Here is a 12926-nt window from a genome sequence, read left to right as displayed (position 1 = left end):
GGCGCTTCAGCGCGGCCGGCGGGCCGCGTGTTCGCGGGCAAAGACGGCGTAGGAGTCGTCCGGGGTGCCCGGTGTGAAGCTGCCAAACTTGCGCTCCACGGCGGTCCTGATCAGGAAGTCCGCCAGTGCCGGGTTCTTCGGCAGCAGCGAACCGTGCAGGTAGCTGGCCACGATGTTGCGGTAGCGGGCGCCTTCCTGGCCGTCGGAGCTGTTGTTGCCGGTGCCCTTGGCGGTGGTTCCCAGCGGTGCCACGCCGGGGCCCAGCGTGGTCTGGCCGCTGTGGTTTTCGTAGCCGAGCACGGTGCCGAACTCGGGGGAGGCCACCGCGACGTTGCCGATCAGCCGCTCGTCCGTGCCGTGGGTCTCCACGTCCAGGACCCCGATGCCCGGGATGACCGAGCCGGTCCGGGTCTTGAAGAACTTGCCGAACAGCTGGTACAGCCCGCAAATGACCAGCATCGGGGTCCCGTCTTCGGCCAACTCCTTGAGGACCGTTTCGCGCGACAGCAGGTCGTCCTGGATCACCAGCTGGCCGCTGTCCTGGCCGCCGCCGCCCACCACCAGGTCCACGCCGGCCGGGAAGTCATCGCCGACGTTGTATTCCAGCAGTTCCGGGGTATAGCCGTGCCAGCGAAGGCGCTGGGCCAATACCAGGGCATTGCCCCAGTCGCCGTAGATGTTCATGTCCCGCGGGTAAAGCTGCAGGACCCGTACGGTGCCCTTGCCGGGCGCCGCGCTGTCCTCGGGCGGGAGCACGTGTCCGAAGGAGAGCCCGTCCGGGGTTTCGGGGGTCCGGGGGGTCATGAGACCACCTCCACAGTGGTGATTTTGGACAGCTCACGGCGGATCGCCAGCATCGCCGTATAGGTGCAGAAGATGCGCTTGGGCTTGCCCTGTGCGCCGCGGATGAAGGCGGCCAGGGCGGGCGCGATCTCGGTGTCGACAGCGCCGATCGCGACGTCGTCGTACTGCAGCCGCAGTGCCATGTCATAGGCGCGGGACCCGGTGAGCTGGTCCACGCCGCCGTCGCGCAAAGTGTCAAATTCCACGTCCCAGAGCCAGGACATGTCCCGGCCGTCGGCGTAGTTGTCGTTAATGGCAATCATCGTGGCGTACCCGGCCGCCGGAAACGACTTCAGCCCCAGCCGGAAGCCGCTGGGGTTCTTCACCAGGACCAGTTCCAGCGGGAGCCCGTCCACCACGAGGCTCTCGCCGCGGCCGAAAGCCGGCGCCACGTTGGACAGGGCCTTCAACAGCCCGTCGTGGTCCGTGCCGGTCCCGCGGGCCCCGGCCACGACGCGCGCCAGCGTCAGGGCCGCCGCGGCATTGAAGATGTTGTACACGCCGCGGAGCTTCATACCGGTGCTGACCGTACCGCCGTCGTACTCAAAGTCCGCGTCGTCGGGGCCCACCCGGCGGAGGACGACGTCGGCGGCCGGCTTCGCGGCGGCCGGCGGCACCGGGCTGCCCGGCGCCGCCCGCATCTCGTCGTCGTTGGGGAAGGTGCTGAGCAGTGAGTCGTCAAGGCCGAAGTAGCGGACCTCCGGGCCGCCGGCCTGCGGCCCGCGCAACGTCTCCGCGATCCGCGCCAGGCGCGGGTCCTCGCGGTTCAGGACCACCGTCCCGCTGGTCCTCGCCGCGATGTGCTGGAGCAGTTCGGCAGTCTTGTCGATCTCACCGAACCGGTCCAACTGGTCGCGGAGGACGTTCAGGAGCAGGCAGTACCGCGGCGGGACCTGGTTGACGAAGTGCACCGCGTGCGCCTCATCGAGTTCCAGCACCGCGACGTCGGCATCGAGCCTGCCGCGCCAGTCGACCTCGCCCAGCAGTGCCGCTGCCACGCCGCGGGTGAAGTTGCTGCCGGTGCGGTTGGTGAAAACCTTCAAGCCCTGGCTTTCCAGCAGTTCCACCACCATCTTCGTGGTGGTGGTCTTCCCGTTGGTGCCGCTGACGACGGCGACGCCCAGCGGCAGCGCCGAGAGCGTCCGCCGCATAAAGCCGGGGTCGATTTTTTCGACCACCAGGCCGGGGAGTGCCGAGCCTCCGCCCCTGAGCCGGGAGACCCGGCGGACGAGCTTGCCGAGCGGAACGCTGAAGTAGAGCATGCCTTGTAATATATCCCAGCGGCAGCCGTGGACCGGGCCCGCGGGCCCGCGCAGGCGCGGTCCCGGGCGGTACGGCAGTTTATGCTGGCACGATGACCAACCCCCTTTCTTCGCCGGGCTCCGGCGTGGCGTCCGGTCTCCGGATCGGTGTCCTTGCGCTCCAAGGCGACTTCCGCGAGCACCTGCGCGTCGTGGCCGGCGCGGGTGCCACCGGCATCGGCGTCCGCCGGCCCTCCGAACTGCTGGGACTCGACGGCCTGATCATTCCCGGCGGCGAGTCGACGACCATCGACAAGCTCGCCCGGGCCTTCGACCTGCGTGACCCGCTGCGCGAACACATACAATCCGGGCTGCCGGTCTACGGCTCCTGCGCCGGCATGATCCTGCTGGCCGACGACATCGCCGATCCGGCCACGGACCTGGCCGGCAACCCGCAGCAGACCTTCGGTGGACTGGATATCACGGTGCGGCGCAACGCCTTCGGCCGGCAGCGGGAATCGTTCGAAACCGACCTTGAGTTCAAGGGACTGCAGGCCGGTGCGGGCGGCGGCATTGCCCCCGTGCATGCGGTCTTTATCCGCGGACCCTGGGTGGAACGCGTCGGCGCCGGCGTCGAGGTCCTCGCCCAGGTGGAACCGTCCAAGGCCGGCCACCCGGAATCCCTCGACGGGACCGCTAGAATTGTTGCTGTGCGTTCCGGCAAGCTGCTGGCAACCTCCTTCCACCCGGAAGTGACCGGTGAGAAGCGCGTGCATGAACTGTTTATTCGAATGATCAGAGGAGAAGCGTAAGCATGTCAGGCCACTCCAAATGGGCGACGACCAAGCACAAGAAGGCCATCCTGGACAGCCGCCGGGCCAAGTCGTTCGCCAAGCTGATCAAGAACATCGAAGTCGCCGCGCGGATGGGCGGCCCCGACCTGGCCGGCAACCCGGGCCTGGAACTCGCCGTCACCAAGGCCAAGAAGACCTCGGTCCCCGCTGACAACATCGACCGCGCCATCAAGCGCGGCGCCGGCCTTACCGGCGAGGTGGTGGACTACACCGAAATCATGTACGAGTGCCGCGGCCCGCAGGGCTCGGCCCTGCTGATCGAGTGCCTGACGGACAACAAGAACCGCGCCGCCTCCGAAGTCCGGCTCGCCATCTCCCGCAACGGCGGCAGCATCGCCGACCCCGGATCGGTCAGCTACCTGTTCTCCCGCAAGGGCGTCGTCTCGCTGCCGAAGAACGGGCTGAGCGAGGACGACGTGCTGATGGCGGTCCTCGACGCCGGCGCCGAGGAAGTCAAGGACCACGGCGACAGCTTCGAGATCCACTCCGAACCGACCGACCTGCAGGCCATCCGCGATGCGCTCCAGGAAGCCGGGATCGAGTACGACACCGACGAGGCTGAGTTCGTGCCCTCGATGCAGGTGCCGCTGGACCTGGACGCAGCCAAGAAGTTCATGAAGCTCGTGGACGCCCTGGAAGAGCTCGACGACGTGCAGAACGTCTACAGCAACGCCGACCTCAGCGATGAAGTGCAGGCCGCACTGGAAGCCGAGTGACCCTTCGCGTCCTCGGCGTCGATCCGGGCCTCACCCGCTGCGGGATCGGCGTCGTGGACGTTGAGCCGAACCGGCGCGCCACCATGGTCGCGTTCGGCGTCGTCGGCACGTCCCCGGACGAGAGCCTCGACCAGCGGCTGCTGGTCATTGCCACCTCGATCGAGGACTGGCTGGACAAGTACCAGCCGCACGTCCTCGCCGTTGAACGGGTCTTTTCCCAACTCAACGTCAGCACGGTGATGGGCGTGGCCCAGGCATCCGGCGTCGTCATCGCCGCGGCCGCGCGCCGTGGCATCCCGGTGGCGTTGCACACGCCGTCGGAGGTCAAAGCCGCCGTCACCGGCAGCGGCACCTCGAACAAGGACGCCGTCACCAAACTGGTCACCAAGATCCTGCGGCTGGACGCGCCACCCCGGCCCGCCGACGCCGCCGACGCGCTGGCCCTGGCGATCACGCATGCGTGGCGGGCGGGCGGCGCCGTCGGCCAGGGGGCGGCGGCGCCCGGACCCGGAAGCCGGTCCCTGACGCCCGCCCAGCGGGCCTGGGCGGATGCGGAAGCCAAAGCGCGCCGTGCCCGCTGAATGTCCGGGCCGCTTGCTAGGGTATTCGTAGATATGTTCGGATAGCCGGTCTTTCCGGTGCTTCGCAAGGGATTGAACAGGTTTCGAGCCCGGCTGCACACCGACCGGCTACAACCCAGGAGCCAGGCCTTGATCAGTTTTCTCCGCGGAACCGTTGCGCACGTCGGCCTGTCCTCGGCGGTGATCGACCTCAACGGTGCCGGCATGAGCGTCAATGCCACGCCGCAGACCCTCAGCAAGCTCCGCGTCGGAGAGGAGGGCAAGGTCTTCACGTCGCTGATCGTCCGCGAGGATTCCCTGACGCTGTTCGGCTTCGCCAGCGACGACGAGCGCGAGGTCTTTGATGTCCTGCTCAGTGTCAGCGGCGTCGGTCCCCGGCTGGCGCTGGCCGTGCTGGCCGTCCACGAACCCGAAGCGATCCGCGTCGCCGCGCACTCCGGCGACGGCAAGGCGTTCACGAAGGTCCCCGGCATCGGCCCCAAGGTCGCGGGCCGGATCGTGCTGGAACTGGCCGGCAAGCTGGTCCCGCACGGCACCGCGGGCAGTGCCGACGGTGCCGCCGCAACGCGTTCCGCCGAAGCCGTCTGGAAACCGCAGGTGGTGGCGGCCATGACAAGCCTGGGCTGGTCCGAAAAAGACGCCACCGCCAGCATCGACAAGTCGCTGGCCGACTCGCCGGAGCTCGCTGACCAAGGCAACGTCGCGGAAATTCTCCGCGCCACGCTCCGCTGGCTGGGCCAGGACGGCGCCCGCGCCGGAAACCGGGTAGGCGCCCGTGGCTGAGCCGTCCCTGGTCGCCGGTGGCGAGGAGCCCGAGGAGCGTGTCATCGAGGCTGCCCTGCGGCCCAAGAACCTGCACGACTTCGTGGGCCAGCACCGTGTCCGCAAACAGCTCTCGCTGGTCCTGGAGGCCTCCCGGATGCGCGGGCGCAGCGCCGACCACGTCCTGCTTTCCGGGCCGCCGGGCCTGGGCAAGACCACCCTGTCCATGATCATCGCCGCCGAAATGAACGCGCCGCTGCGGATCAGCAGCGGGCCGGCCATCCAGCACGCCGGGGACCTGGCGGCGATCCTGTCATCGCTCTCCGAGGGCGAAGTCCTCTTCCTCGATGAGATCCACCGGATGTCGCGGCCGGCCGAGGAAATGCTCTACATGGCGATGGAGGACTTCCGCGTCGACATCGTCGTCGGCAAGGGGGCCGGTGCCACGGCGATCCCGTTGGAGCTGCCGCCCTTCACCCTGGTCGGCGCCACCACCCGCGCCGGCCTGCTGCCCGGGCCGTTGCGGGACAGGTTCGGCTTCACCGGCCACCTGGAGTTCTATTCGGTGGAGGAGCTGGAGCTAGTGCTGCGGCGCTCCGCCGGCCTGCTGGACCTGAAGGTGAACTCCGCCGGCTTCAGCGAGGTCGCCGGCCGCTCGCGGGGCACCCCCCGCATCGCCAACCGCCTGCTGCGGCGCGTCCGGGACTGGGCGCTGGTGCACGGGGTGGACCAGATCGACGCGCGTACGGCGTCCGCCGCGCTGGACATGTACGAAGTGGACAAGCGGGGCCTGGACCGGTTGGACCGTGCCGTGCTGGAGGCGCTGATCACCAAATTCGGCGGCGGCCCCGTGGGCCTTTCGACGCTTGCCATCGCCGTCGGCGAGGAAACCGAGACGGTCGAGACCGTCGCCGAGCCCTATCTGGTGCGTGAAGGGCTGCTCGGCAGGACGCCGCGCGGACGGATCGCACTGGCACCGGCCTGGACCCACCTGGGCTTCGCCGTACCGGCCGGAGTCTTCGGACAGGATCCGCTGGACCTGTTCCAGGCCGGGGAGGACGGGGCCGAAGCCGCCGTTTACGGTGCCGGGATCGAAGGAGAATCGGATCCGGAATGGATCCGTAATGCTCAATAGCACCCGGTCTTGACCTTTTCCCTTTAGACTGGAATGACGCTCGGCACGTTCGGGCCTTTGTTTCCGTGTGCGGTTACCGCTAGGCGCTGTCGGCCGGGCATGGTTATCTGCCAGGTTCCACCAGCCCGGAGCGAGGCGGACGTTGCTGTGAAACCAGCTTCCCAGTACAGATCGGAACATTCACTTTGGATCCAATGACAATTCTCCTGTTCGTCATGCTCGGCGTTTTCGTCTTCATGATGTTCCGCCGCAACAAGAAGACGCAGCAGCAGCAGGCGCAGCTGCAGTCGAAGTTCGGACCCGGCGTTGAGGTCATGACCAGCTTTGGCCTCTTCGGCCGCATCGTGGCCATTGACGACGCTGAGAACAAGGTTGTCCTGGAGCTGTCCCCGGGCAACACCGCCACCGTGCACCGCCAGGCCGTCACCAAGATCGTCGAGCCGGTCGCCGCCGTCGAGGAGCCCACTGTCGTTCCCGACGACGCCTCCTCCCTGACCGACCACCGGACCGACGCCGCCGTCGAGAGTGCGCCGGCAGCGGGCGACCTGAACCGGACCGAAACGCCGGACGAAACCCTCCGCCGCCTGAACGACGAAGGCAAGAAAGACAGCTAGTCTGCCTCCTGAGCTATCCCGCGAGGCTTCGGTGCGCGGACATCCGCCGGTGCAGGCCTGACGGTCCGCACCGGCGGTTCCTCCGTCAACAATAGAAAGATCGACAATGGCACGAACTGGCCCCAAAAACTCAGCCCGCAGGGTGCTGGTCTGGCTCGGCGTGATGATCGCCGTCCTGACCGCAGTCTTGGCCGGCGGCACCATGGCCGGGCACGCCAGCTGGGCCCCCAAGCTGGCACTGGACCTCGAGGGCGGCACCCAGATGATCCTGGCGCCCAAGGTGGAGGGCGGTTCGAGCATCAATGAAGAACAGCTCAACCAGGCCGTGGCGATTATCCGCCAACGCGTGGACGGATCGGGCGTCGCCGAAGCCGAAATCAGCACGCAGTCGGGCCGCAACGTCGTCGTCAGCCTCCCGGGCACGCCGTCCAAGGAGACCCGCGCGCTGATCCAGGCGTCCGCCGACATGAACTTCCGCCCGGTGATCCAGGCCGGCGCCGGCGCAGCCGTCCCCGTCGAGTCCCGGGCCCCGGACGACAAGCTGCCCAAGCCCACCGCGGCCCCCACCAACAGCAGCGACGAGAACTGGATCACCGCAGACGTCTACAAGAAGTACGAGGCCTTGGACTGCGACCACCCGTCGCAGGACAAGCAGGAGCGCTCCGACCCGGCCAAACCGCTGGTGACCTGCGAACCCGCGGCAGACGGCAAACCAGCCTTGAAGTACATCCTGGGACCGGTCGAGGTCAAGGGCTCCAACATCACCACATCCTCCTTCCAGCTGCAGCGCGGAGCCCAGGGCGCCGTGACCAACCAGTGGGCCGTCGACATCCAGTTCGACGGCGAGGGTACCGCCAAGTTCAAGACCATCACCGAACGGTTGAACCGGTTCTACGTTGCCGCGGGCGGCGAGACCGGGGCCGACCCGAAGGCGCAGTTCGCCATCGTCCTGGACGACCAGGTCATCTCCGCGCCGCGGGCCCAGGCCGTGATCACCGACGGCCGCCCGCAGATCACCGGCGGCTTCACCGAGCAGACTGCCAAGGCGCTCTCCGACCAGCTGCGCTTCGGTGCCCTGCCGATCAGCTTCGAAATCCAGAGCGAACAGCAGATCTCGGCCACGCTCGGCGGGGAACAGCTCCGGATGGGCATGCTCGCCGGTCTGATCGGCCTGCTGCTGGTGGTGGTCTACTCGCTGTTCCAGTACCGGGCGCTTGGCTTCGTCACGGTCGCTTCGCTGGTGGTCGCCGGCGCGCTCACCTATCTGGCCATTGCGATCCTGGGCTGGACGGAGAACTACCGCCTCTCGCTGGCTGGCGTCGCGGGCCTCATCGTGGCGATCGGCCAGACAGCGGACTCCTTCATCGTCTACTTCGAACGCATCCGCGATGAACTGCGGGAGGGCCGCGGCCTGGTATCCGCCGTCGAGAACGGCTGGAAGCGTGCCAAGCGGACGGTCCTGGCCTCCAAGGCCGTCAACCTGCTCGCCGCCCTGGTGCTGTACTTCGTGGCGGTCGGCAACGTCCGCGGCTTCGCCTTCACCCTGGGCCTGACCGCGATCGCCGACCTGATCGTCGTCTTCATGTTCACGCACCCAGCCCTGCAGGTCCTGGCACGGACCAAGTTCTTCGGCGAAGGCCACAGGTTCTCCGGCCTCGATCCAAAGCGCCTCGGTGCCGTGCCGCTCTACCGGGGCGCAGGCCGGATCCGTTCCCCGCAGGACAAGCCGGTCCCCGCGCCGCGCGCCAAGAACACCGGTGCGGCGGCGGAGGCCGAGCGCCGGATGACCATTGCAGAACGACGCCTCGCCGAACGGCAGGAACAGCGCAACCAGGCCCAGCTTGCCGGTTCCTCCAAGAGCGCGTCCAAGGAAGGCAAGTAAATGGCCAGTTTCGCCACATTCGGAAATGATCTTTACACGGGCAAGCGCTCGTACGACTTCGTCGGATCCAAGAAGATCTGGTTCCTGGTCGCCGCCGTCGCCGTCGCACTGTCCATCCTGCTGCCCATCGCCAAGGGCGGGTTCAACCTCGGCATCGAGTTCCGCGGCGGCTCCGAGTTCACGGTCTCCAACGTCAAGGACACGGACCCGGGCCTCGGCGAGAAGGCCGTGCACGACGTCGTCTCGGGCACCGTGCCGCGCGTCGCCAACGTCGCCGGGACCACGATGCGCATCCAGACGGACAAGCTCAGCGATGACGAGACGCTCCGGATCAAGGACGGACTCACCAAGGCCTACGGCGTGACCGACAACGAGGTCACCTCGACTTTCGTCGGTCCGACGTGGGGCGCGGATGTTACCCAGCAGGCGCTGCTCGGCCTGCTGATCTTCGTGGGCATTGCAGCGGTGCTGATGGCGCTGTATTTCCGGACCTGGAAGATGTCGCTGTCCGCCCTCGCCGGCATGGTGGTGACGATGCTGATCACCGCCGGGGTGTATTCGCTCAGCGACTTCGAGGTAACCCCGTCCGCCATCATCGGCTTCCTCACGGTGCTCAGCTACTCGCTCTACGACACCGTGGTGGTGTTCGACAAGATCCGCGAAAACACCTCGGACCTGCAGGCTTCCACCCGGCGGACCTTCGACGAAGAGGTCAACCTCGCCGTCAATCAGACCCTGGTGCGCTCCATCAACACCATGGTGGTAGCCATCCTGCCGGTCGGTGCCATCCTGTTCATCGGTGCCGGGCTGCTGGGCGCCGGAACCCTGCGGGACCTCTCGCTGGCCCTGTTCGTGGGAATCCTGATCGGCACGGCGGCGACCATCTTTATCGCCGCGCCGCTGTACGCCGCGCTGCGCCACCGCGAGCCGGACCTGGTCAAACAGGCGCGGCGGGTGCAGCAGCGCCGGGCGGACAGCGCCGCCAAAGCGGAACCCGCCACGGCCTAGCCGGTATCCGCATGACGGGCCGGAGAACGTCACTTCGACGCTCTCCGGCCCGTCGCCGTTGGGGCGCGGTTATCGAAGTGTCCCGGCGCGGAATAGACTTGAATAATTAACGGGTTGTGAGAGGTGCTTCAGTGGAAGAACGTTCGACGCCGGCGCCTGCAGCTCAGGCGGCCAAGGGTACCGGCCAAGGGGCCCAGACCGGCCTCGTAGCTGCCGGACGCCCCGACGCTGCCGTGCCCGTGGACAACTCCGGCACCCGGCCGACCTTCCCCGGGCGCCGGGAGCGCACCCGCTCGCGGCTCGCGCGGCTGACCGGCCGCGGCACCCCGGCGTACTCGCCGATCCTGGAACCGCTGCTGCGCACCGTGCGCGCCAACAACCCGAAGGACGACTTCGAACTGATCCAGCGGGCGTTCGTGGTGGCGGAACGGTGCCACCGCGGACAGAAGCGTAAGAGCGGTGACCCTTACATCACGCACCCCGTGGCCGTCGCCACCATCCTCGCGGAGCTGGGGTTGAGCGGAACGACGCTCGCCGCCGCCCTGTTGCACGACACGGTGGAGGACACGTCCTACACGCTGGAGGACCTCAAGGGTGAGTTCGGGCCGGAAGTTGCCATGCTGGTGGACGGCGTCACCAAACTGGACAAGGTCAGCTTCGGCGAGGCCGCCCAGTCCGAAACCGTCCGCAAAATGGTCGTGGCCATGGCCAAGGACATCCGGGTCCTGATGATTAAACTCGCGGACCGGCTGCACAACGCCCGCACCTGGCGCTTCGTCTCCGCGGAATCGTCGGCGCGGAAGGCCCGCGAAACCCTCGAAATCTTCGCCCCGCTGGCGCACCGCCTGGGCATGAACACGATCAAGTGGGAGCTGGAGGATCTGTCCTTCGCGGCCCTCTACCCCAAGGTCTACGAGGAAATCGTGCGGATGGTGGGGGACCGGACCCCGGAGCGCGAGAAAAACCTGGCGGTCATCCGGAACCAGATCACCGAGGATCTGCGCGCCGCGAAGATCAAGGCCACGATCACCGGCCGGCCCAAGCACTACTACTCCATCTACCAGAAGATGATCGTCCGCGACAAGGACTTCGACGACATCAACGACCTGATGGGCGTCCGGGTCCTGGTCGACTCGGTCCGGGACTGCTACGCGGCGCTGGGGGCGATGCATTCGCGCTGGAACCCGCTGCCGGGCAGGTTCAAGGACTACATCGCGATGCCCAAGTTCAACATGTACCAGTCGCTGCACACCACCGTGATCGGCCCGGGCGGCAAGCCCGTGGAGATCCAGATCCGCACCCACGAGATGCACCGCCGCGCCGAATACGGCGTCGCGGCACACTGGAAGTACAAGGACCAGCCGAACCGGACCGCGGCCGGCCCCGGCAGCCCCCGCGACGGCGACATGGGCTGGCTCCGCTCGCTGGTCGACTGGCAGCAGGAGACCTCGGACCCCGGCGAGTTCCTGGACTCGCTGCGCTTCGAGATCAACGCCCGCGAGGTGTTTGTCTTCACCCCCAAGGGCGAGGTGATGGCACTGCCGGCCGGGTCAACGCCCGTGGACTTCGCCTACGCGGTCCACACCGAGGTGGGGCACCGGACCATCGGCGCGCGCGTGAACGGCAAACTGGTTCCGCTGAACAGCGAACTGAACCACGGCGACTGGGTGGAGATCTTCACGTCCAAGGCCGAGGGCGCCGGTCCGAGCCAGGACTGGCAGCATTTTGTCAAAAGTGCCCGGGCGCGGAACAAGATCCGGCAGTGGTTCAGCAAGGAACGCCGCGAGGAAGCGATCGACCGCGGCAAGGACCTGCTCACCAAGGCCATGCGCAAGCAGAACCTCCCGCTGCAGCGCCTGATGACGCACGACGCCCTCGCCGCGATCGCCGAGGACTTCAAGTACACCGACATCTCGGGTCTCTACGCCGGGGTGGGCGACGGGCACACCTCCGCCCAGTCGGTGATGGAGCGGCTCGTCGAAAGCCTGGGCGGCAACGACACGCCCGAGGACGACCTGACCGAGGTCTCCATCCCGGCCCAGGTGTCCAAGACCCGGTACTCGGACTCCGGCGTCGTGGTCCGAGGCGTCGACGACGTCTGGGTCAAGCTGGCACGCTGCTGCACACCGGTCCCGCCGGACCCGATCCTCGGCTTCGTCACCCGCGGCTCCGGCGTCTCGGTGCACCGGACTGACTGCACCAACGTCGCCGGCCTGATGGACCAGCCTGACCGGATCGTGGAAGTGGAATGGGCGCCGACGCAGTCCAGCGTGTTCCTGGTCGAGATCCAGGTCGAAGCGCTGGACCGCAAGTCCCTGCTTTCGGACGTCACCCGGGTCCTGTCCGAGAACCACGTCAACATCCTGGCGGCGAGCGTGCACACCTCCACCGACCGGGTCGCCATTTCCAAGTTCGCCTTCGAAATGGGCGATCCGAAGTACCTCAGCCACGTGCTCAGCGCTGTCCGGCGGATCGACGGCGTCTTCGACGTCTACCGCACCACAGGCAACCGGCGCCGCAGCTAGCCGCCAAAGGCCCCGCCGGCCGCTGGCCCTTCCTGCGCCAACGCCGCCAGCTTGGCGAGGGCAGCCTTCTTGTACGGCAGCCGCGGGGAGGCTTCCACTGCGCGGACCAGCAGCCCGAGCGGGACGTTCAGCTCCGGCGCGGACAGGAAGCCCTGCAGCGCGGGCAGCGCCCGGTCAGGGGCAACGTGCAGGGCGATGTCCAGCGCGGTCCGCAGCGGGCTGGAGACCATCAGACCGCCCAGGCTCACGACGTCGCACGGGCCCAGCCTGACTTCGTGGAAGCTGCACCCGCGCATCCCGCGGAGGCCTGAAACCCGGTGGTGGGCATCGACCAGGAGGGCGAGGCGGTCCGGTTCATCCGCGCAGCCGTAGATCCAGGCCGCCGTCATCCGCCCGGCCACCACCCGTTTCCGGACCGGCGGCGGGAGACAGCCGGCGGCCGCCCGGGCCCGCAGCATCGGGGTGGACGCCGCCCCGGGAGGCAGGAAGCCGCGCTGGGACAACCGGGTCAGCAGGCCGTCGGCAGTCATGGCCTGAAGTTCCGCCCAGGAGAACGGGGATCCGGGAAAGTACAACAGCGGCGGAGGGCTGCCGGAGCTGCGGTCGGACGGCTCCGGTGGGGGCCCGGCAGGACGAAGCGGGGCGGGGCGAAGCGGGGCGGGCTGGCCGGCTGGGAAGACCATGCAGCCATCGTGCGCCCGGGCCCCGAACGCAGGACAGGCCCCGCTCCGGTCATGTGGATAACCGGTGCGGGGCCTGGCCGAT

Annotated in this window: 12 protein-coding genes; 9 read left to right on the top strand and 3 right to left on the bottom strand. The window is 67.9% G+C overall.

Annotated elements, in window-relative coordinates; translation table 11 throughout:
- Positions 1–6: 6 nt before the first annotated feature.
- Complete coding sequence (locus tag AC3ANP_RS14715) at positions 7–684, bottom strand: type 1 glutamine amidotransferase (RefSeq protein WP_488333076.1); 678 nt, start codon at positions 682–684, stop codon at positions 7–9.
- A gap of 116 nt (positions 685–800) precedes the next feature.
- A complete protein-coding gene (locus tag AC3ANP_RS14710) occupies positions 801–2105 on the bottom strand; it encodes a MurT ligase domain-containing protein (protein WP_488330886.1) in 1305 nt (434 codons plus the stop codon).
- A gap of 92 nt (positions 2106–2197) precedes the next feature.
- Here AC3ANP_RS14710 and pdxT point away from each other — a divergent pair, with 92 nt between their 5' ends.
- The 9 genes from pdxT (at position 2198) to AC3ANP_RS14665 (ending at position 12161) form a co-directional block, all read left to right on the top strand.
- Positions 2198–2896: a pyridoxal 5'-phosphate synthase glutaminase subunit PdxT gene (gene pdxT, locus AC3ANP_RS14705; protein ID WP_488330885.1), complete on the top strand. Its 699-nt coding sequence runs from the start codon at positions 2198–2200 to the stop codon at positions 2894–2896.
- A 2-nt stretch (positions 2897–2898) separates the two neighbouring features.
- On the top strand, positions 2899–3654 hold the full coding sequence (locus AC3ANP_RS14700) for a YebC/PmpR family DNA-binding transcriptional regulator (protein ID WP_488330884.1): 756 nt from the start codon (positions 2899–2901) through the stop codon (positions 3652–3654).
- Positions 3651–4235, top strand: a complete 585-nt coding sequence (ruvC, locus tag AC3ANP_RS14695; protein WP_488330883.1) for a crossover junction endodeoxyribonuclease RuvC — start codon at positions 3651–3653, stop codon at positions 4233–4235. Before AC3ANP_RS14700 ends, ruvC begins: the two co-directional genes overlap by 4 nt.
- A gap of 129 nt (positions 4236–4364) precedes the next feature.
- A complete protein-coding gene (gene ruvA, locus AC3ANP_RS14690) occupies positions 4365–5018 on the top strand; it encodes a Holliday junction branch migration protein RuvA (protein ID WP_488330882.1) in 654 nt (217 codons plus the stop codon).
- A complete protein-coding gene (gene ruvB / locus AC3ANP_RS14685) occupies positions 5011–6132 on the top strand; it encodes a Holliday junction branch migration DNA helicase RuvB (RefSeq protein WP_488330881.1) in 1122 nt (373 codons plus the stop codon). The genes ruvA and ruvB overlap by 8 nt, the downstream gene beginning before the upstream one ends.
- A gap of 194 nt (positions 6133–6326) precedes the next feature.
- Entirely contained in the window at positions 6327–6746 is a 420-nt protein-coding gene (yajC, locus tag AC3ANP_RS14680) for a preprotein translocase subunit YajC (protein ID WP_488330880.1), read from the top strand.
- A gap of 106 nt (positions 6747–6852) precedes the next feature.
- Positions 6853–8628 (top strand): protein translocase subunit SecD, encoded by a 1776-nt coding sequence (gene secD / locus AC3ANP_RS14675; protein ID WP_488330879.1) that lies wholly within the window; start codon positions 6853–6855, stop codon positions 8626–8628.
- Positions 8629–9636 (top strand): protein translocase subunit SecF, encoded by a 1008-nt coding sequence (gene secF, locus AC3ANP_RS14670; RefSeq protein ID WP_488330878.1) that lies wholly within the window; start codon positions 8629–8631, stop codon positions 9634–9636.
- Positions 9637–9767: 131 nt separating this feature from the next.
- Positions 9768–12161, top strand: coding sequence for a RelA/SpoT family protein (locus AC3ANP_RS14665; RefSeq protein ID WP_488330877.1), 2394 nt, complete (start codon positions 9768–9770; stop codon positions 12159–12161).
- Here AC3ANP_RS14665 and AC3ANP_RS14660 read toward each other — a convergent pair.
- Complete coding sequence (locus tag AC3ANP_RS14660; RefSeq protein WP_488330876.1) at positions 12158–12691, bottom strand: type IV toxin-antitoxin system AbiEi family antitoxin; 534 nt, start codon at positions 12689–12691, stop codon at positions 12158–12160. The two genes, AC3ANP_RS14665 and AC3ANP_RS14660, sit on opposite strands and share 4 nt — an antisense overlap.
- Between the last annotated feature and the right edge of the window lie 235 nt (positions 12692–12926).

This window comes from Arthrobacter sp. JB02-1C, from assembly GCF_057748045.1.
The sequence above is the reverse complement of the archived record's forward strand: the minus strand, read 5'-3'. Positions and strand labels throughout refer to the sequence as shown.